The sequence below is a fragment of the Streptomyces pyxinae genome, assembly GCF_024756275.1.
Classification (GTDB): Bacteria; Actinomycetota; Actinomycetes; order Streptomycetales; family Streptomycetaceae; genus Streptomyces; species Streptomyces pyxinae.
This window is the reverse complement of the sequence record NZ_JANUGQ010000004.1, coordinates 378347-398578: the sequence shown is the minus strand read 5'-3', so window position 1 is coordinate 398578 and position 20232 is coordinate 378347. Positions and strand designations below refer to the sequence as shown.

Below are 20232 nucleotides of genomic sequence, written 5' to 3'. Positions count from 1 at the left end.
TCCGGGGTGCTCCCCGCGTGATCCGTGTATCCGGCGTAGCCGGCGCGCGGCACCCCCGCCCCCGCCACCACCACCCCGCTTCCGGCCGCCTCCCGCCACACCGCCAGCACCCGGCGGCGGTCCTCGCGGGAGAGATACAGCCCCCGGCCGGTGTGCGCCCAGACCGCCACCCCGCCCACCGGCCCGGCGGCGATCCGCTCGGCGTAGCCGCGCAGCGCCCCGAGGTCCACCGCCCCGTCCGCGCCCATCGGGGTGAGCACCGCCGGGACCACCGTCCCGCGCAGCACGCCGACCAGACGGGCCGTCACCTCACGCACGGATGCCGGAGGAGCTCCACCGGGGTCTGCCTCCCTCACCCCGCCCGGCCCGGTCTCGGCCGGCTCGGTCAGGTAGGTGGGATTCTCGGACATGCTGCTCGACTCCTGCCTGTCGCCGGGTGGCCGACACGCTAGCCTTTACGGCCCGGACCGTAAAGGAAGGGACTCACCCATGCGCCTGGGCCTCTATGTCAACCTCTACGCCCGACCGGACGAGCGCCCACGCCTGGCGGACGCGGTGGAACAGGTCCGGCTCGCCGAACAGGCCGGGTTCGCCTGGGCCGTGGTGGGCGAGCGCCATCTGCACCGCCCGGGCTACCACGAGGCGCTGACCTCGCTCACCTATCTGGCCGCGCACACCGAGCGGATCGGGCTCGCCACCGCCGGGCTGATCGCCCCGGTCTACGACCCGGTGTGGCTGGCCGAGACCCTCGCCCACCTCGACGTGCTCTCCGGCGGGCGGCTCACCGCCGGGTTCGTCCTCGGCTACCGCCCCGAGGAGTTCGCCCTCTACGGCACCCGGCCGGCCGAGCGGGTGCCCCGCTTCGAAGAGGCGCTGGAGGTGCTCACCCGGCTCTGGACCGAGGACGAGGTGACCTTCACCGGCCGCTGGACCCGGCTGGAGAACGCGTATCTCGCACCCCGCCCGGTGCGGCGCCCCCGCCCGGTGATCTGGAACGGCGGCCGGGTCTCCGCCGCCCTGCGGCGCACCGCGCTGCTCTGCGACGGCTGGACCACCTCGTTCAACGAGACGGACGAGGAACTGCCCGGGAAGATCGCGGAGTACCGCTCGTATCCGCGCGGCCCGCGCTCGCTGGGCGCCGAGGTCATCGTCTGCCGGGAGGGGTACGCCGCTCCCACCGGCCAGGCCGCCCGCGCCGCCCTGGAGGGGCCGCTGCGGGAGCTGTACGACGCCTACGGCGACTGGAAGCGCACCTCGGCCGACGCCGCCCGGTACGCCCAGGAGTGGGACGACATCGCGGCCCGCTCGGTCATCGGTTCGCCCGCGCAGTGCCGGGAGCGCGTCGAGCGGTACGCGGCGATGGGCGCCGACGGACTGATCCTCCGGGTGCAGCCGCCGGGCATGTCCCAGGCGGACGCCCTCCGCGCCATCGAGACCTTCGGCGAACTGGGTCCGGACCCCGGCGCCGGCAGCGGCCCCGAAACCCGCACCGGCACGGACTCCGGCACCGGCGGGGGCTCCCGCACCGGCACGGACTCCGGCGCCGGCAGGGACTCCGGCACCGGTCCCGGGCCCGACGCCGGTCAGGAGCGGCAGCCGGAACCCGCCGCCTGAGCCCCCGCCACACTCCCCCCTTCTCCCCGGCCCCGGAGGGGGTGTCAGGACTTCATCCCCGTCGTGGCGACGGAGTCGGTCAGATACCGCTGGAGCAGCCCGAAGACCAGCAGACACGGCACCACGGTGATGGTCGCCCCGGCCATCACCTGGTTGACGGCCACGTTCTCGCCCTCCAGCGTGGCCAGCCCCACCGTCAGGGTGCGCATCCGCTCCGACTGGCCGATGACCAGCGGCCAGAGGAAGTCGTTCCAGTGCCAGAGGAAGACGAATACCCCCAGGGTCGCCAGCACCGGCCGGGTCAGCGGCACCACCACACTGGTGTAGATCCGCCACTCGGACGCCCCGTCGATCCGGGCCGCCTCGAACAGTTCGTCCGGCAGCTGCGTGATGAACTGCCGCATCAGGAACACCGCCTGGGAGTTGGCCAGGGTCGGCACGATCAGGCCCCAGTAGGTGTCCACCCCGCCCAGCCGCGAGATCAGCAGGTAGTACGGGATCAGGGTGGCCTGGAACGGCACCATCAGGGTGGCCAGGAACGACCAGAACAGCACCTCCCGGCCGGGGAAGCGCTTCTTGGCGAAGGCATAGCCGGCCATCGAGGCGAAGAGCAGGATCAGCAGCACCGAGACGAGCGAGTAGACCAGCGAGTTGAGCGCCCACCGCACGATGTCGGCGCTCTCCAGCACATCCGCGAAGTTCCGCCAGGTGGCCCGGGTGAGGTCCAGCGCGCCGGGCAGCGTACGGCCGCCGGGCGGTGCGAAGGCCACCAGCACCATCACCACGAACGGCGTCACCGTCACCAGGGCGACCAGCACCAGCAGCACCGGCAGCCGCAGCCGCGCCACCGGCCGCCCCCGCCGGCCCCCGCCGGACCCGCACCGCCCCGGTGTCTCGCGCGACTCGCGCGTATTCCCCGTCTTCTCCGGGCGGGCCCGGTACGGCTCCGCCACCGAGGCCCGCGCCATCAGTCGTCCTCCCGTCCGACGAGCCGCCGCTGGATCAGCGAGAAGACCAGCACGACGAGGAAGAGCACCAGCCCGATGGCGCTCGCGTAGCCGAAGTCGAAGTACTTGAAGCCGGAGTCGTAGAGGAAGTACACCAGTGAATAGCTGGCCCGCACCGGCCCGCCGCCGGTCATCACATACATGGCGTCGAACACCTGGAAGGCGCCGATCGCCTCGATGACCAGGACGAAGAAGAGCACCGGGCGCAGCAGCGGCAGGGTCACCCAGCGGAACCGCTGCCAGGGCCCGGCCCCGTCGATGGTGGCGGCCTCCCCGATCTCCTTGGGGATGTTCTGGAGCCCGGCGAGCAGAATGAGCATGGAGTAGCCGAAGCCCTTCCAGGCGGCGGTGACGGCGATGGACGGCAGCACCAGCCGCTCGTCGCCCAGGAAGTCGACCGGGCCGAGGCGCAGCAGGCCGAGCGCCGCGTCGAGCAGGCCGTCGTCCACCTCGTAGATCCACTTCCAGATCACCGCGGCGAGCACGATGCTGGTGACGTACGGGAGGAAGAACAGCCCCCGGAAGAAGCCGCGCGCCCACACCGTGCGGTGCAGCAGTACCGCGGTGCCCAGCGAGGCCAGCACCGTCATCGGCACGAACAGCACGGTGTAGAGGGCGGTGACGCCCAGGCTCTCCCAGAACAGGCCGTCGTCCAGCAGCCGGATGTAGTTCTCCGCGCCGATGAACCGCCAGTCGCCGCTGAGCCGGAAGTCGGTGAGCGACAGCAGCACCGCGCCGATCGTCGGCCCGAAGCGGAAGACCAGGAAGAGCACCAGCATCGGGGCGACGAAGGCGAGACCGCTGAGCGCCTCCCGCCGCCGCGAGCCGGGGCGCGGGCCGGTCGTACGGCGGGCGGATCCGCCCCGGCCCGTACCGCCGCGCGCGTCCTGGGCGGTGGACCGGCCGGGACCGCCCGGCTCCGGCACCTCCTCCCCGGCGGTGGACTCGTCGGTCAGGGCTCCGCTCAACGCTGCCGTGCCAGCAGCTCGTCGGCCGCGTCCGCCGCCGCGTCCAGGGCCTGCTTCGGGGTCTTCTTGCCGGTCAGCGCCGCCTGGATCTCCGGGGCCAGCAGCCCCATCAGCTGGCGGGCGGCCGGGTGCGGCTCACCCGGGAAGACATGGGCCAGCGCGGCCTGGTACTGCTCGGCGTACGGGGAGTCGCTGGGCACCGTGACATCGGTCCGGGGCGAGAAGAAGCCGCTCGCCTTCCCCAGCGACTCGATCTGCGCGGGCTCGGTCATGAAGGCCACGAACTGCTCGGCGCCGGACGGATCGCCGGTACGGGCGCTGATCCCGAGCCCGCCGGGGACCCCGAAGGCGACCTGCTTGGCGCCCTTCAGCGGCGCGCCCACCACCACGTTCTCCGCGCCCCAGGTCTTCGCCGCCAGCTCGGTGTCCGCGAGCGCGGCGGAGAAGCCCATCGCGGCCTGCTGGCGGCCGAGCGCCTGGTCGGCGAGGACATTGGTGTTGGTCAGCGCGGACCGGGGCACCCCGCCCGCCCGGTAGAGGTCGGTGAGGAAGGTGAGCGCCGTGACGCCCTCGGGGCCGTTGAACGCGGCCTTCTTGCCGTCCTCGCTGAAGATCCGGCCGCCCGCCTGCCACAGCAGCGGATAGAAGTTGAGGTTGAGGGTCGCCTCGTTGCCGGCCGAGTAGTCCAGTATGGCCACCTTCCTCGCCCTGAGCTTCGGCGCGGCGGCCTTGATCTCCTCCCAGGTGGCGGGGGGCGTGGTGATACCGGCGGCGGTGAGCAGCCGCTTGTTGTAGAGCGTGGTGGTGACGGTCTGGTAGACCGGCGCCGCGTACACCTTGCCGTCCTGGGTCATCGCCTTCAGCGCGGCGGGCAGAAAGGCCCCGGTGGAGGAGGAGAGCGCCTTGTCCACCGGCCGCAGTGCCCCGCTGGTGGCGAACTGCGGCACCTGGTCGGGGTTGAGCAGCACCACGTCGGGTCCCTTGCCGCCGGCGAAGGCGGTGGCGAGCTTCTGGTCCCGGTTGTCCCAGGGCTGCTGCTCGATGGTGAGCGGGGTCCCGGGGTGGGCCTTCTCGAAGGCCCGCTCGATCCCGTCCCAGTAGGCGGCGTTGGCCTTGGGGTCGGAGATCACCGGATACATCCATACGGTGACGCCCTCGCCGTCCCCGGAGCCGCCGCCTCCGCAGGCGGTGAGCGCGGTGGCCACGAGCGAGAGCAGGGCCAGGGGCAGGGCGGCGCGCGTGAAACCGGTCCTGCGGGTGAAGCCGGTCCTCATCGATACCTCCGGGGGCCAGGAGACCGGGAAGGGACGAGGCCCGGCCGCCTCGGACGGGACCGAGAGCAGCCGGATGCCTCCGGAACATCAACATGCCCACTCTAGGGGTGCGTTGATTCCGACGGGCCGGTCAGGGGCGGGGGTCGAGCTTCAGCAGTTCGGCGCCCCGGCTGAAGTAGAGCCGGCCGTCCCGGTGACCGGTCATCCGGCGGTGCGCGAAGGCGGCGATCAGCACCGGGTCGAGGTGCGAGGCGAACGGGTTGACCCGGAAGACCAGCCCGCCGTCGACACTGACGTACAGCATGCCCCGGGAGACCACCACCGTGCCGCCGGTGCTGCGGGTGCCCAGCTCCAGCCGGCGGACGATGGTCCGGGAGCGCAGGTCGACGGCGAAGAGGGTGTGGCCCGCGAGCCCCCAGAGCCGGCCGTCCGGCCCCACCGCCAGCCCGCTCACCGTGCCCTCGGTGGCGACCGGTTCCAGCTCCCAGAGCTTGGTGTTGCGGTGCACGTCCCAGGCGAAGACCGCGCCCGCCTTCCGGGTGGGCGGGGTGGTGCTGAGCCCGCCGGTGACCGAGGCCCCGCCGTACATCACGCCCTGATGGCCGGCGAGCGCGAAGACCGACTGGTCCTGGACGACGTTCCGGGTGAACTCCCAGGCCCCGGTGGACATGTCGTAGACGGCGATCCCGCCGCCGAGCCGGTCGCCCTCCGGCACGGTGCCGACCACCATCTTGCCCTCGGTCTCGGCCAGCACCTTGGCCCGCATCTGGAGATACGGCTTGAGCGTCATGATCAGCTCGGGGTTGGCCGGCAGCGCGCGGGTGCCGGCCGGGGAGTACTCCGGGCTGTTCCAGGTCCGGTCGGGGCGGTAGCGGTAGACCCGCCCCTCCGGATACACCCCCAGCCAGACCGAGCCGTCCGACGCCTGCTGGACGTACTCGATCTGGGCGAACCGGTGGAAGGCGCTGGCGGCCGACTCGGTGTGCACCGCGCCGAGGCCGCCGTTGAGGAAGCCGCCCGCGTAGACCGTCCGCCGCCCGCCGTCGGCCAGCGAGAGGATCTCGATCGGCTCGTGGCGCACCTGGGTCGGCAGAATGGCGTGCGCCCCGGTCCGGGGGTTGTAGCGGAACATCTCGCCCCGCCAGAGGGTGCCGACCACACTCCGGCCCGGGTAGTCCGGGAGCCCCAGCTCCACCCAGCCGAACGACCGGGCGTTGCGCACCTTGCCGTCGAACACCAGCCCGGTGCCGGTGATCTGCTTGGTCTGCGGATCGTAGCGGCGGAGTTCACCCTCCTGGATGAGGTAGACCCGGCCCTCCTCGTCCGGCGGACAGACGCTCAGCCCGTGTGCCTCGGGGATCTTGTCGGTCCAGACCCGGGCGGCGGTGTCGTAGACGAAGAGCGGGCTCGGCAGATCGGAGCCGATCCGCGCGTAGAGCCGGCCGCCGTGGGCGTTCAGGTCGTAGACGGCCCGTCCGCTTATCGTGTCGAGCCCGGGCGGGGCGGGCAGCTGGGTGAAGACACCGGTGGCCGGGTCGAGTTCGGCGATGTGCGCCGAGGCGTAGGCGCCGCTGTACACCTTGCCGCCGGTGCAGGCGAGCGACCGGACGTACGTCTGCCCGGCGACCGCCTGCCCGAAGTCCTTCACCGCCCCGGTGGCGGGGTCGTAGCGGAACACCTTGCCCTCGGGGAAGGTGCCGCCCCAGACCTTGCCGGCCTCGTCGGTGGCGAGGCTCCAGATGAACGTCTGCCGGGCGAGCGGCAGCCCGAGGTCCTCGGCCGCCCCCGCGTTGCCGGGGCGCCAGCGGTAGAGGTGGGCGTTGCCGTAGGTGCCGGCGTAGACGCCGTCGGGCGCGGCCGTGACCGCCCAGGAACCGTCGGCGCCGGTCAGCGGGACGCTGACCAGCTGTTCGCCGGTGCCGGGGTCGATGGCGTTGAGGTAGGCGGGCTTTCCGGTCGATACGTTCCACAGGGCGGCTCGGCCGCCGGGGCCGGGTGCGACGGTGCCGCCGAGCAGCAGCACGTCGGACAGCGGTACCCCCAGGGAGACGGGTTCGCGCATCATTCGATTGTCCGCCGCGTGGGCGCCGCTGGCGAGTGTCGTGAAGTCGAGAATTGTGGCGGAGAGTGCTGCGGTGGTGCCGGTGAGGAACGCGCGTCGCGTCGTCAACGGGGGAACACCTCCGGGGCGTGGGGGAGAAGTTACGGCACTAGCCGAAAGTGATACGCCTCTCCCGGGGGAGCGTCAACGGCGCGTGACAGGCGTGTTCCCCGGAGCCCGGGCGGCCCGGGCCGGTGCTGCCGGGGGCGAATTCCCTTCGTCCGGACGTCATTTCGGATGATCGGCCCGGGGGTGGATTTCGGTGCGGGGCATATCTGTGCGATCACCCACCGGTGCGGGGGCCGGAGTTCCGCCGTCTGCCGGAGTCAGCTGCGCGAGACCGGCATAACCCGTGGTGGCAGGGGTGCCTGGGGTGGAGAGGGTGAGCCGGGACGGCCGACCGGGGCCGGCGGCGGGGGCGTACGGAGGTGCGCGTGGTTGTACGGGAGCATCCGGAGGGGTGCGTGGGGCGTGCGGCGTCGTGCCCGCGCCCCGGAGCGCGGCCGGGATGCGGCGGTGGGACTGTAGGACAGTGCGACGCGGCACCGCGCCTGCCCGCCCGTACCGGCAGTCGGCCCCGTCCGGACCCTCCGGGCGGGTGGTGCGGCGCCTGCCACGGCGGAGGGCACCCGGCAACCCCGGCCACCGGACGGGCGGTGCCCCCCGCCGGCGAGGGCGACCGGGCGGTGCCCGTCGCCCTTGCCGACGGGCGCGCTCGGAGCCGTACAAACGCTGTGAAGCGCTGTCACGCGGGTGACGGACGGTGTGTCATGCGGCGGGGCGGGGCGGGGCGGGGCGGGGCGCGGCGCGCGGAGCGGTCGGCCGGCGCGGGCCGGTGAACCGGGCCGGGCCGGGCGGTGGGTTCGGGCAGGGAGGGCAAGGTCACAGCCGTGACCTCTCTCGCTCATCCGTGCGGCTGCCCTAGCATCCGGGCATGACGGTTCTCCCCGATGACGGGCTCTCGCTCGCCGCCGAGTTCCCGGACGCCACCCATGAGCAGTGGCAGCGCCTCGTCGAGGGCGTGCTGCGCAAGTCCGGCAAGGACGTGACGGGTGCGGCGGCCGAGGAGGCGCTGGCCACGGCGCTGGACGACGGCGTCGTCGTCCGCCCCCTCTACACCGCGCGGGACTCCGTCCCCGGGCCGGAGACGGGCCCCGGGCCGGTCACAGAGGGCGCGGCCGGGCTGCCGGAGGCAGGCTATCCCGGGTTCGCGCCGTTCACTCGCGGCGGTCGCCCGGTCGGCGGCTGGGACGTGCGCCAGCTCCACCGCCGGGCCGAGCCCGACCGCACCAACCGGGCCGTCCTGGACGACCTGGAGAACGGCGTCACCTCCCTCTGGCTGGCCGTCGGCGCGGGCGGCGTCCCGGTGGCCGGGCTGGGCCGCGCCCTGGACGGCGTCTATCTGGACCTGGCCCCGGTGGTGCTGGACGCGGGCGCCGACACCCCGGCCGCCGCCGAGGCGCTGCTGCGGCTGTACGAGGAGCGGGGCGTCGCCCCGGACGCGGCCCGGGGCAATCTCGGCGCCGACCCGCTGGGCCTGGCCGCCCGCACCGGGGAGCCGGTCACCGGCACCGGGGAGGCCGCCGCGCTCGCCCATCGGCTGCACGACGGCTACCCGGGGCTGCGCGCCCTCACGGTGGACGCGCTGCCCTACCACGAGGCCGGCGCCTCGGCCGCCCAGGAACTGGGCCTCTCGCTCGCCACCGGGGTCGCCTATCTGCGGCTGCTGACCGAGGCGGGACTGCCGGCCGACGCCGCCTGCCGCCAGCTGGAGTTCCGCTACGCGGCCACCGCCGACCAGTTCCTCACCGTCGCCGCGCTGCGCGCCGCCCGCCGGCTCTGGGCCCGGGTCGCCGAGGTCTGCGGGGTCACCGGGGAGGCCGGGGCGCAGCGCCAGCACGCGGTCACGTCGCCGGTGATGATGACCCGCCGCGACCCGTATGTGAACATGCTCCGCACCACCATCGCCGCCCTGGGCGCGGGGGTGGGCGGCGCCGACGCCGTCACCGTGCTCCCCTTCGACCAGGAGCTGGGCCTCCCGGACGCCTTCGCCCGCCGGATCTCGCGCAACACCTCCACGATCCTTCTTGAGGAGTCCCATCTCGGAAGGGTCGCGGACCCGGCCGGCGGCTCCTGGTACATCGAGCGCCTCACCGAGGAGCTCGCCGGGGCCGGCTGGGCCTTCTTCCAGGAGCTGGAGGCCGCCGGCGGGCAGGAGGCGGCGCTCCGCTCCGGACTGGTGGGCGAGCGGATCGCGGCCGGCTGGGCCGCCCGCAAGCAGCGGCTGGCCCGCCGCAAGGAGCCCGTCACCGGGGTCAGCGAATTCCCCCATCTGGCGGAGAAGCCGGTCGAGCGGGAGCCCGCCCCGGAGCCGGCCGCCCACCCCGGCGGGCTGCCCCGGGTGCGCCGGGACGAGGCGTACGAGGCGCTGCGCGCCCGTTCCGACGCCCATCTCGCCGCCACCGGCGCCCGGCCGAGGATCTTCCTCGCCGCGCTCGGCCCGGCCGCCGCGCACACCGCCCGGGTCTCCTTCGCCGCCAATCTCTTCCAGGCCGGCGGGGTGGAGCCGGTGCACCAGCCGGTGACCGTGGACCCGGAGACCGCCGCCGACGCCTTCCGGGCCGCCGGGGCCACCGTGGCCTGCCTCTGCTCCAGTGACGCGCTCTACGCCGAGCAGGCAGGACCGGTCGCGGCGGCGCTGCGGGCGGCCGGTGCCGAGCGGATCTACCTGGCCGGGCGGCCGGGCGAGCACACTGGAAACGACGAGCACACCGGAACCGACGAGCAGACCGGAATCGACGAGTACGTCTACGCGGGCTGTGACGCGGTGGCCGTCCTGTCCTCCGTCCTGGACCGCATGGGAGTGGCGGCGTGAAGATCCCCGACTTCGCAGAGGTGCCCCTGCACCCGGCCGACCCCGATGGCGTCACCGCCACCGCCACCGCCGGCCCCGGAGCCCCCGCCGGCGCCGGAGCCCCCGGGCACACCGGCGGAACCACCGGGACGGCCGGCGCGGGCGAGCGCGTGACCGAGGAGCAGTGGCGGGCGGCCGTCAAGGAGACCACCGGCAGCAGCGCCGACGACCTCCGCTGGGACACTCCCGAGGGCATCGCGGTCAAGCCGCTCTACACCGCCCGTGACCTGGAGGGCCTGGACTTCCTGGCCACCTATCCGGGCATCGCCCCGTATCTGCGCGGCCCCTATCCGACGATGTACGTCAACCAGCCGTGGACCATCCGCCAGTACGCCGGGTTCTCCACCGCCGAGGAGTCCAACGCCTTCTACCGGCGCAACCTCGCCGCCGGGCAGAAGGGGCTCTCGGTCGCCTTCGACCTGCCCACCCACCGGGGATACGACAGCGACCACCCCCGGGTGACCGGCGACGTCGGCATGGCGGGCGTGGCCATCGACTCCATCTACGACATGCGCCGGCTCTTCGACGGCATCCCGCTCGACCGGATGACCGTCTCGATGACCATGAACGGCGCCGTCCTCCCCGTGCTCGCCCTCTACATCGTGGCTGCCGAGGAGCAGGGCGTACCGCCGGAGAAGCTGGCCGGGACCATCCAGAACGACATCCTCAAGGAGTTCATGGTCCGCAACACCTACATCTATCCGCCACGCCCCTCCATGCGGATCATCAGCGACATCTTCGCCTACACCTCGCAGAAGATGCCCCGCTACAACTCGATCTCCATCTCCGGCTACCACATCCAGGAGGCCGGGGCCACGGCCGACCTGGAGCTGGCCTACACCCTCGCCGACGGGGTGGAGTACCTGCGCGCCGGGCGGGACGCCGGTCTGGACGTGGACGCCTTCGCACCCCGGCTCTCGTTCTTCTGGGCGATCGGCATGAACTTCTTCATGGAGATCGCCAAGATGCGGGCGGCCCGGCTGCTCTGGGCCAAACTGGTCAAGCAGTTCGAGCCGAAGAACGCCAAGTCGCTGTCGCTGCGCACCCATTCGCAGACCTCCGGCTGGTCGCTCACCGCCCAGGACGTGTTCAACAACGTCACCCGCACCTGTGTGGAGGCGATGGCCGCCACCCAGGGGCACACCCAGTCGCTGCACACCAACGCGCTGGACGAGGCGCTGGCGCTGCCCACCGACTTCTCCGCCCGGATCGCCCGCAACACCCAGCTGCTGCTCCAGCAGGAGTCCGGCACCTGCCGGGTCATCGACCCCTGGGGCGGCAGCGCCTATGTCGAGCGGCTCACCCACGACCTCGCCCACCGCGCCTGGCAGCACATCGAGGAGGTCGAGCGGGCCGGCGGCATGGCGCAGGCCATCGACGCGGGCATCCCCAAGCTGCGGGTGGAGGAGGCGGCGGCCAGGACCCAGGCCCGGATCGACTCCGGCCGCCAGCCGGTGATCGGGGTCAACAAGTACCGGGTCGACACCGACGAGCAGATCGAGGTGCTCAAGGTCGACAACTCCTCGGTGCGCGCCCAGCAGATCGAGAAGCTGCGGCGGCTGCGCGAGGAGCGGGACGAGGCCGTCACCCAGGACGCGCTGCGCGCCCTCACCGAGGCCGCCGGACGCGGCTCGGGACCGGGCCTGGAGGGCAATCTGCTCGCCCTCGCCGTGGACGCCGCCCGCGCCAAGGCCACCGTCGGGGAGATCTCCGACGCCCTGGAGAAGGTGTACGGGCGGCACGCGGGCCAGATCCGTACGATCTCCGGTGTCTACCGCAACGAGGCAGGGGAGTCGCCCTCCGTGGAACGCACCCGCGCGCTGGTCGGCCGGTTCGAGGAGGCCGAGGGCCGCCGCCCGCGCATCCTGGTCGCCAAGATGGGCCAGGACGGCCACGACCGGGGCCAGAAGGTGATCGCCACCGCCTTCGCCGACCTGGGCTTCGACGTGGACGTCGGCCCGCTCTTCCAGACGCCCGCCGAGGTGGCCCGGCAGGCGGTCGAGGCGGACGTGCACATCGTGGGCGTCTCCTCGCTGGCGGCCGGCCACCTCACCCTCGTCCCGGCGCTGCGCGAGCAGCTCGCGGAGGAGGGCCGCGAGGACATCATGATCGTCGTGGGCGGGGTCATCCCGCCGCAGGACGTGCCGGCCCTGCTGGAGATGGGCGCGACCGCCGTCTTCCCGCCCGGCACGGTGATCCCGGACGCGGCGTACGACCTGGTGGAGCGGCTGGGCGCCGCGCTCGGCCACGACGAGCTGTAGCCGCCCATGGCCACCATCGACCTGGACAGCTATGTGAAGGGCGTGCTCGACGGGAAGCGGGCCTTCGTCGCCCGCGCCATCACCCTGGTCGAGTCCACCCGCGCCGACCACCGCGCCCTCGCCCAGCGGCTCCTCACCGAGCTGCTCCCGCACACCGGCGGGGCGCGGCGGATCGGGATCAGCGGGGTGCCGGGGGTCGGCAAGTCCACCTTCATCGACGCCTTCGGCACCATGCTGACCGGCCTCGGCCACCGGGTCGCGGTGCTGGCCGTGGACCCGTCCTCCAGCCGCACCGGCGGCTCCATCCTGGGCGACAAGACCCGGATGGAGCGGCTCGCGGTGGACCCGGCCGCCTTCGTCCGGCCCTCGCCCAGCGCCGGCACGCTCGGCGGGGTGGCCAAGGCGACCCGCGAGTCCATGGTGGTGATGGAGGCCGCCGGCTACGACGTGGTGCTGGTCGAGACCGTCGGCGTGGGCCAGTCCGAGACCACCGTGGCGGGGATGGTCGACTCCTTCCTGCTGCTCACCCTGGCCCGGACCGGCGACCAGCTCCAGGGCATCAAGAAGGGCGTCCTGGAACTGGCCGACGTGCTGGCCGTCAACAAGGCCGACGGCCCCCACGAGCGGGACGCGCGGACCGCCGCCCGGGAACTCTCCGGCGCGCTGCGGCTGATGACCCCCGCCGACGCCGCCTGGACCCCGCCGGTGCTCACCTGCAGCGCCCGCGAGTCGGTGGGCCTGGACACCGTCTGGGAGCGCCTCGAACAGCACCGGGCGCTGCTGGACTCCGCCGGCCGCCTCGCCGCCAAGCGCCGGGACCAGCAGGTGGAGTGGACCTGGGCGATGGTCCGCGACGAGCTGCTCGGCCGGCTCCGCTCCCACCCGGGCGTCCGCGCCCTGGCCCCCGCCCTGGAGCGCCGGGTGCGCGACGGCGAACTGACCGCCACCCTGGCCGCCGAACGCATCCTGGCGGCGTTCGCCGACCCCGGCCTCCCGGACCCCGGCGGATCACCGGACCCCGGCGGGTCACCGGAGCCCGGCGGGGACAGCCCGGCTCCTTAGCGGGGCTGTCCCTGGCCCGGCCGGCGCACGGCGGCCGGGCCGGGGGCCGCCGTGCGGGGTGTGCTCAGGAGCGGATGAAGTTCAGCAGGTCGGCGTTGAACTTCTCCTCGTAGTCGCCGGTCAGGCCGTGCGGGGCGCCCGGGTAGACCTTGAGGGTGGCGTTCCGGACCAGTTCGGCGGACTTGAGGGCGGCGGCGCCGATGGGCACGATCTGGTCGTCGTCGCCGTGGGCGATCAGGGTCGGCACGTCGATGCGGGCCAGGTCCTCGGTGAAGTCGGTGGCCGAGAACTGCTCCACGCAGTCGTAGGCGGCCTTCAGCCCGGCCTGCATGCTCATCAGCCAGAAGGCGTCCAGCCTGCCCTGGGTGACCTCCGAGCCGGGGCGGTTGGCGCCGTAGAAGCTGTTCGCCAGCGTGCGGTAGAACTCCGACCGGTCGGTGCGCACGCCCTCCCGGATCCCGTCGAACACCTCGACGGGGGTGCCCTCCGGGTTGGCGTCCGTCCTCAGCATCAGCGGCGGCACCGCCCCGAGGAGTACCGCCTTGGCCACCCGCGCGCTGCCGTGCCGGCCCAGATAGCGGGTCACCTCGCCGCCGCCGGTCGAGTGGCCGACCAGCACCACGTCCCGCAGGTCCAGATGCTCGATCAGCTGCGCCAGGTCGTCGGCGTAGGTGTCCATGTCGTTGCCCTGCCACGGCTGGGCGGAGCGGCCGTGGCCCCGCCGGTCGTGGGCGACGGCCCGGAAGCCGTTCTCGGCGAGCAGCCGGAGCTGGCCGTCCCAGGCGTCGGCGTTGAGCGGCCAGCCGTGGCTGAGCACGACCGGGCGGCCGGTGCCCCAGTCCTTGTAGAAGAGTTGGGTGCCGTCGGTGGTGGTGAAGAGGCTCATGGACCGGTCCTTCCCTCGGGCGGTGCGGGCGATGCCCCGGGGGACAGTGTGACGCCCGGTGCCGCGAACGGCGGGGAATGACCGCCGGTGGCAGCGGGGTGGGGGTACCGGGGCGGGAGCTGCGGGGGAGGCCGTAGGCTCACCGGGACGGCCGGGCCCGCGGCGGCGGGTCCCGGAAGCGGCCGGACCCGGCGCGCGGGGCCGGAGGCCGGTGCCGGGCCGGAGGGGCTGGTGCCGGGCCGGAGGGGGCGGCGCCCTCGTCCCGGCCCGTGTCCGCTCCCGTGCCCGTGCCACGCCCGACCGGTGTCCGACCGGACACCGATCGGTGTCTGATCGGTGTCCGTGAACAAGGAGGACGTACGACCATGTCCGAGCCCCTCGCGCTGGAACCGGTCGCCGCCGTGGGGCCGTACTTCGCGGTGGCCGGCGGGGACCGGCCGCCGGCGGGCGAGCCGTTCCGGCCGCTCAGCGAGCTGTACGGCGACCCGGAGGTCCTGGCCGGCCATGTGACGGAGGTCGGGCGGCGGATCGGCACCGGGGAGGGCCGGGTGGCCGCCTCCACCCTGCACATCGGAACGGCCGCCCGGCTCTGGTCGGTGGGGCTGGCCTCCGCCGTGCTGACCGGCCGCGTGCCCGACCTGGCGCCGGAGACCCTGTGGTGGCGCCGGCCCCAGTCCGGCCCCGTGGAGCTGTGGCTGCCCGAGCCGCGCGAGCTGCCCGGCGATCCGGTGGCCGCCCTCCAGGAGACGGTGACGGCCCGGAATCTGGCGCCCTTCGACGCCGCCCTGCGCCGCCACCACGGCGTGTCGCCCCAGGTGTCGCGGGGCAACTCGGCCTCCGCCCTGGTCGGCGCGCTCCGGGTGCTGGGCGCCCGGGTGCCGGACGCGCCGCGCGACCCGCTGCCGCTGGTACGGGAGTTGCTGGCCCGGCCGCCGCTGGCCGGGACCGGGCCGTTCCGGGTGGCCGGGGACGGCGCCGTGGTCTTCCGGCGCCGCAGCTGCTGTCTGTACTACCGGGCGCCGCGCGGGGGCATGTGCGAGGAGTGCGTGCTCCAGGGGCGTACCGGCGGCCGGGCGTCCCGGCGCGGGCGGGCCGGTGGCTGAGCGGGGCCCGAAGGGTGCCGGGGCGCGGCGGACGAGGTACCCGTACGGACGACCGTGCGCGCGGACGAATGGGGTACCCGTACGGGCGGCCGGGCGAGCGAAGGGCGTGGTCAGCGGCGAATTTCGGCCACTACCCGTTCGTGTCGGAGTTGGGCTGAATGGCAGAGCCGGGTGAGGATAAGCGTATGAGTAGGTACGAGAGGTATGACGCCACCGACGAGCAGTGGGAGGGCCTGGCTCAAGTAGTTCCCCTGCGCGGGCGCAACGAGTGGCCCTCCAGGGTCGACCACCACGCGATTCCCGACGAGTTCGAGGACACGGCCACCCGCCGGATGGTCGTGCTGCGGGTGCAGGTGTTCGCGGACGCGCGTGAGGTGGCGGAGTACCTCGTCGCCCAGATCCCGGTACTGCTGGACCTGACCGGCGCCGACACGGATGTCGCCAAGCGCATCCTGGACTTCAGCAGCGGGGTCGTCTTCGGCCTCGGCAGCGGGATGCACCGGGTCGACCGGAACGTCTTCCTGCTGGCCCCGGTCGGTACGGAGGTGGAGGGCGCCGAGGCGGCCGTGCCGCACGCCTGATCCGATCCGGCGCGGACCGGCGCCGCTCCCTCGTTCGTGGGAAGCCGGGGCAGGCGGAACGGTTCGGCGCGGGACCCCCCTCGTACCGTCCGGCCATGGACCCGACCGAACTCCCGTCCCCGGCCCGTTCCGCCGCCCCGGCCCGCCCGGCCTGCCCTCCGGGGCCGTCCCCCGCGCGGCCGGCCGTCACCGAACTCCGGCTCTCCGCCTTCAAGTCGCACCGGGGCGCCCGCTTTCCGCTCGGTCCGGTGACCCTGATCGCGGGGCCCAGCGGCAGCGGCAAGTCCGGGGTGCTGGACGCGTACGAGGCGCTGGCCCGGCTGGGCTCGGGCGCCGCGCTGGCGGAGGCGTTCCCGGACCCGGCGGGCTGCGTGCCCGAGCGGGCCGGGCCGGACTCCCAGGGGCGGCGCGGCTTCCGGATCGGCTGCACGGCGGACGGCCCGGCCGGTCCGGTCCGGCTCGACCTCGCCGTACAGGCCGAACCGGCGCTGCGGGTGGTCGGGGAGCGGCTGACCGACGGCCAGGGGCGGACCCTGCTCGCCACCGCGCTGCGCGACCCGGGGCGCCGCCGGGTGCAGGCCGAGTGGCACACCGCGGGAGCGGCTCCGGTCACCCGGGCCCCGCTGCCGGACGACCGGCTCGCCACGGCCCTGCTGCCGCTGCGGGTGGCCGGCAAGACGGCGGGGCAGCTGCGGGTGCTGGCCGCCGCCGAACAGGTCGTGGTGGCCCTGCGGTCGGTCTTCTCCTGCGACCCGCAGCCCAGCCGGATGCGGCTGCCCGTGCCGCCCGGCGAGGGACGGCTGCGGCGCGGCTGCGACAACCTGGCGGAGGTGCTGTACCGGACCCGCACCGACTGCCCGCGCCGCCACGCCAGGCTCGCCTCGGTCGCCCGGGCGGGCATCACGGGGCCGGTGGGCGCACTGGACGTGGAGCGGCTCTCCGACGGCACGGTACGGGCGGTGCTGGGCCGCACCGGCGGGGCCGGCGCCACCCCGGCGGAGCGGCTCGGCGAGGGCGAACTGCGCTATCTGGCACTCGCGCTGGTGCTGCTCACCGGGCCCGGGGTGTTCGCCATGGACCGGGCGGCCGAGGTGCCGGACGCGATGCAGACCCTGACCGTGCTGGCCGACGGCTTCGACCGGAGCCTGGACCGGCGCCAGGCGGACGGGCTGGTCTCGCTGGCGGCGCAGATCTGCGCCGAGGGCCATATGCGGCTGCTGGGCACGGTGCTGGGCACCGCCGGTGCCGCGGCCACCGCCGCCTGGGCCGGTCCGCCGGGCCCCGGGGGAGGGACGGACGGTGTGACGGTGGTAGACCTGACGCCGTGACCGAACTGGACGTACAGGGACTGCAGCGCCGGCTCGCGGAGTTCGCCGCCTCGCGCGCGTGGCAGCCGTACCACACACCGAAGAACCTGGCCGCCGCGCTGAGTGTGGAGGCGGCCGAACTGCTGGAGATCTTCCAGTGGTTGACGCCGGAGGAGGCGGACCGGGTGATGGCGGACCCGGAGACGGCCCACCGGGTGCGGGACGAGGTGGCGGATGTACTGGCCTATCTCCTCCAGTTCTGCGGGGTGTTGGGCGTCGATCCGCTGGCCGCGCTGGACGCGAAGATCGACCGGAACGAGCGCCGCTTCCCGGTGGGGCGGCCGCCGGGACGGGCCGCACGAGGCGATCGTCACTCTACGGAGTGATCCACTTATCCACACTGGGCTTCCTGTCCACAGAATTCCGAATTCCCCTAGCTTTTGGGTCGGTTCACCTTCACTCTGGGTAGTGACATAGTGACCGGGCATTCGTACGAACCGGGGGTTGGCGTACATGGAGGCGGAGCGGCTCATCAGCATCGGCCGTGGGGCTCTGGCGGAGAGCCGGACGGCACTGGACATCGTGGCGGAGGCCTGGCAGGCCCAGGCACTCGCCCAGGCGATAGGGGGATTCCTGGCCCTCACCGGTCCGCTGGAACTGCGGGCGGAGGCGCGGGAGCTCAGCGAGACCGGCGGCCGCAGTGGCACGGTCGACCAGCCGGTGCCACTGCCCCGGGGAGTGCGGGCCGACCGGCTCACCCGGGTCACCGACACACGCGGTGCGCTGCTGGGGCTCGGCGCGCTGCTGGGTGAGGTGGGCATCGCGCTGGTCGGTGTCGCCTGCGGCACCGACGAGGAGGGGCTCTACTGGCAGTGCGTCGAGGCCATCGACGCGGCCGACGAGGCCGGCGACCGGGTGCGCGGACTGCTGCGCCGGCTGGTGGCCAGGGAGCGCGACAGACCTCCCGGAGCCGGCGAACCCTGGCCCCGCCTCGACCGCATGGCGGGCCCGTCATGATCCCCACGACGACTCCCATGGCGATCACCGCACGGCCACCGCGGGCCCGGTGGCCCCGGGCGGCGCGGCCGGCCCCGGCGCACCGGCGGGCCGGCGCCGTGCCCGGCCTGCCCTCGGGCACCCGCCCGGCCGGGTCCGGCGCCCCGGCCCGGCGGCGGGAGACCGGCGTCCGCCCGCACGGCGAGGGTGCAGGATGAACACATGGATCTGCGTATCTTCACCGAGCCCCAGCAGGGCGCGAGCTACGACACCCTGCTCACCGTCGCCAAGGCCACCGAGGACCTCGGATTCGACGCCTTCTTCCGCTCCGACCACTATCTCGCCATGGGCTCCGCCGACGGTCTGCCCGGTCCCACCGACGCCTGGATCACCCTGGCGGGCCTGGCCCGGGAGACCCGCCGCATCCGGCTCGGCACCCTGATGACCGCCGGCACCTTCCGGCTCCCCGGTGTGCTCGCCATCCAGGTGGCACAGGTCGACCAGATGTCCGGCGGCCGGATCGAACTGGGCCTCGGCGCGGGCTGGTTCGAGCAGGAGCACACGGCGTACGGGATCCCCTTCCCCAAGGAGAAATTCGGCCGGCTGGAGGAGCAGCTCGCCATTGTCACCGGTGTCTGGTCCACCCCGGCGGGCGAGACCTTCTCCTACGACGGCACCCACTACCAACTCACCGACTCGCCCGCGCTGCCCAAGCCGGCCCAGGCCAGGGTGCCGGTGCTGATCGGTGGCCACGGCGCGACCCGCACCCCCCGGCTCGCGGCCACCTACGCCGACGAGTTCAACATGCCGTTCGCCTCGGTCGAGGACACCGAGCGCCAGTTCGCCCGGGTCCGTGCCGCCGCCCAGGAGGCCGGCCGCGCGCCCAACGCCCTGGTGTACTCCAACGCCCTGGTCGTCTGTGTCGGCAAGGACGACGCCGAGGTGGCCCGCCGCGCCGCCGCCATCGGCCGGGAGGTGGACGAGCTGAAGACCAACGGCCTGGCCGGCTCGCCCGCCGAAGTGGTCGACAGGCTCGGCCGCTACGCCGCCACTGGCTCCTCCCGTGTCTATCTCCAGATGCTGGACCTGGACGACCTCGACCACCTGGAGCTGATCTCCGCCCAGATCCAGTCCCAGCTCTCCTGACCCGGGCCGGACACCGCCGGCCGCCGGGAGGGGAGGCGCACCGTCACCCTTCCGGCGGTCGTGCCGGGTTCACAGACCGAGTTCGCTGAGACGGGTCTCGTAGCGGATGGCGAGGTCCTCGGGCTCGTCGGCCGGGTCGTCCCAGAGGGCGTCCAGCTCGGACCGTACGGCGGCGGGCAGCGCCTCGTACCGCTCGGTCCAGGTGCCGGACTCCGGCACCCAGTAGCCGACGACCTTGAAGCGCTCCGGAGGGAGGCCCAGGTCCTTGCGCAGATAACGGCGGACGGTGCGCAGGGCGTTGGTCTGGCCCGCGACCCACACATACCCGCCGGTCAGGTCGGTGCCGGGCGGGATCGCGGCGCCGACCAGGTCGGCCAGGTGGCTGGGGCCGTGGCCGTTGCCGCCGTAGGTCCAGGTGGTCCTGACACCGGGCCGGTCCGGGAGCGGCTGGACGCAGGACGGGTCGGGGGCCTCCACGACCACCCGGGTCCTGACCCCGTCCGGGGTGCCCTCCACGATGCGGGCGGCGGCGGGCAGGCCGGTGAGGTCGCAGACCAGTACCTGCCAGGCGAGATCGGCGGGGGCGCGGTACAGGCCGGTCGGGGTGTTGAGACCGATCGGGTCACCGGGGCGGGCGGCGGCGGCCCAGCCGGACGCCACCCCGTGGTCGTGCAGCACGAAGTCGATGTCGATCTCGCCGGACTCCGGGCGCACCGACCGGATGGTGTAGGTGCGCATGGGAGCCTCGGGGCACCCGTCGGGGGTCTGCCAGCCGCCGTCGTCCGTCGCCTCGGGCAGGGAGAGGTCGGCGCGGTCGGGACCGTGCGGGAGGAAGAGGCGTACGTACTCGTCGCCGACGCCCGTGGAGAGAAAGGCGGCCAGGTCGCTGCCGTGGAAGGTGATCCGGGTCATCGCCGTGCTGAGCGGCTGGACCCGGGCGACGACGGCTCGGTGGATCGGCATGGGCACTGCTCCTTCGTGCGGGTGGGTGGTCCTCGGTGGTGCGGGTCGT

The 20232-nt window shown here is 73.8% G+C and carries 17 protein-coding genes; 10 read left to right on the top strand and 7 right to left on the bottom strand.

Annotated features, from left to right (window positions below):
* The coding region (locus NX801_RS07935; protein ID WP_258786414.1) for a dihydrodipicolinate synthase family protein at positions 1 to 410 on the bottom strand (410 nt) is incomplete at its 3' end.
* Between the two features lie 79 nt (positions 411 to 489).
* Between NX801_RS07935 and NX801_RS07930 the strand changes: the two genes are divergently transcribed.
* A complete protein-coding gene (locus NX801_RS07930) occupies positions 490 to 1614 on the top strand; it encodes an LLM class flavin-dependent oxidoreductase (RefSeq protein ID WP_258786413.1) in 1125 nt (374 codons plus the stop codon).
* A gap of 44 nt (positions 1615 to 1658) precedes the next feature.
* Here NX801_RS07930 and NX801_RS07925 read toward each other — a convergent pair whose 3' ends face one another.
* The 4 genes from NX801_RS07925 to NX801_RS07910 form a co-directional block, all read right to left on the bottom strand.
* Positions 1659 to 2582, bottom strand: a complete 924-nt coding sequence (locus tag NX801_RS07925) for a carbohydrate ABC transporter permease (protein WP_258786411.1) — start codon at positions 2580 to 2582, stop codon at positions 1659 to 1661.
* Positions 2582 to 3589: a carbohydrate ABC transporter permease gene (locus tag NX801_RS07920; protein ID WP_258786410.1), complete on the bottom strand. Its 1008-nt coding sequence runs from the start codon at positions 3587 to 3589 to the stop codon at positions 2582 to 2584. Before NX801_RS07920 ends, NX801_RS07925 begins: the two co-directional genes overlap by 1 nt.
* On the bottom strand, positions 3586 to 4863 hold the full coding sequence (locus NX801_RS07915; RefSeq protein WP_258786409.1) for an ABC transporter substrate-binding protein: 1278 nt from the start codon (positions 4861 to 4863) through the stop codon (positions 3586 to 3588). The genes NX801_RS07920 and NX801_RS07915 overlap by 4 nt, the downstream gene beginning before the upstream one ends.
* A gap of 130 nt (positions 4864 to 4993) precedes the next feature.
* Positions 4994 to 7033, bottom strand: a complete 2040-nt coding sequence (locus NX801_RS07910) for an NHL repeat-containing protein (protein ID WP_258786408.1) — start codon at positions 7031 to 7033, stop codon at positions 4994 to 4996.
* Between the two features lie 865 nt (positions 7034 to 7898).
* Between NX801_RS07910 and NX801_RS07905 the strand changes: the two genes are divergently transcribed.
* The 3 genes from NX801_RS07905 to meaB all read left to right on the top strand — a co-directional run bounded on the left by NX801_RS07905 (position 7899) and on the right by meaB (position 13201).
* Positions 7899 to 9839 (top strand): methylmalonyl-CoA mutase family protein, encoded by a 1941-nt coding sequence (locus NX801_RS07905; protein ID WP_258786407.1) that lies wholly within the window; start codon positions 7899 to 7901, stop codon positions 9837 to 9839.
* Positions 9840 to 9988: 149 nt separating this feature from the next.
* On the top strand, positions 9989 to 12139 hold the full coding sequence (gene scpA, locus NX801_RS07900; RefSeq protein ID WP_258786460.1) for a methylmalonyl-CoA mutase: 2151 nt from the start codon (positions 9989 to 9991) through the stop codon (positions 12137 to 12139).
* Between the two features lie 6 nt (positions 12140 to 12145).
* Positions 12146 to 13201: a methylmalonyl Co-A mutase-associated GTPase MeaB gene (meaB, locus tag NX801_RS07895; RefSeq protein ID WP_258786406.1), complete on the top strand. Its 1056-nt coding sequence runs from the start codon at positions 12146 to 12148 to the stop codon at positions 13199 to 13201.
* Positions 13202 to 13265: 64 nt separating this feature from the next.
* On the opposite strand, the gene NX801_RS07890 is transcribed toward meaB, so the two are convergent.
* Positions 13266 to 14087, bottom strand: a complete 822-nt coding sequence (locus NX801_RS07890) for an alpha/beta fold hydrolase (RefSeq protein WP_258786405.1) — start codon at positions 14085 to 14087, stop codon at positions 13266 to 13268.
* 365 nt (positions 14088 to 14452) lie between these two features.
* Between NX801_RS07890 and NX801_RS07885 the strand changes: the two genes are divergently transcribed.
* The 6 genes from NX801_RS07885 (at position 14453) to NX801_RS07860 (ending at position 19220) form a co-directional block, all read left to right on the top strand.
* Positions 14453 to 15190 (top strand): (2Fe-2S)-binding protein, encoded by a 738-nt coding sequence (locus tag NX801_RS07885; protein ID WP_258786404.1) that lies wholly within the window; start codon positions 14453 to 14455, stop codon positions 15188 to 15190.
* 185 nt (positions 15191 to 15375) lie between these two features.
* On the top strand, positions 15376 to 15771 hold the full coding sequence (locus NX801_RS07880; RefSeq protein ID WP_258786403.1) for a cell division protein SepF: 396 nt from the start codon (positions 15376 to 15378) through the stop codon (positions 15769 to 15771).
* A 95-nt stretch (positions 15772 to 15866) separates the two neighbouring features.
* Complete coding sequence (locus NX801_RS07875; protein WP_258786402.1) at positions 15867 to 17099, top strand: AAA family ATPase; 1233 nt, start codon at positions 15867 to 15869, stop codon at positions 17097 to 17099.
* Positions 17096 to 17464 carry a nucleotide pyrophosphohydrolase gene (locus tag NX801_RS07870; RefSeq protein WP_258786401.1) on the top strand — a complete coding sequence of 123 codons (369 nt, stop codon included), beginning with the start codon at positions 17096 to 17098 and terminating at the stop codon, positions 17462 to 17464. The genes NX801_RS07875 and NX801_RS07870 overlap by 4 nt, the downstream gene beginning before the upstream one ends.
* Before the next feature lie 127 nt (positions 17465 to 17591).
* Complete coding sequence (locus NX801_RS07865) at positions 17592 to 18095, top strand: DUF6099 family protein (RefSeq protein WP_258786458.1); 504 nt, start codon at positions 17592 to 17594, stop codon at positions 18093 to 18095.
* Positions 18096 to 18296: 201 nt separating this feature from the next.
* Positions 18297 to 19220, top strand: coding sequence for an LLM class F420-dependent oxidoreductase (locus tag NX801_RS07860; protein WP_258786400.1), 924 nt, complete (start codon positions 18297 to 18299; stop codon positions 19218 to 19220).
* Between the two features lie 69 nt (positions 19221 to 19289).
* Here the strand turns inward: NX801_RS07860 and NX801_RS07855 are convergent, their stop codons facing one another.
* Positions 19290 to 20183: a siderophore-interacting protein gene (locus NX801_RS07855; protein WP_258786399.1), complete on the bottom strand. Its 894-nt coding sequence runs from the start codon at positions 20181 to 20183 to the stop codon at positions 19290 to 19292.
* Between the last annotated feature and the right edge of the window lie 49 nt (positions 20184 to 20232).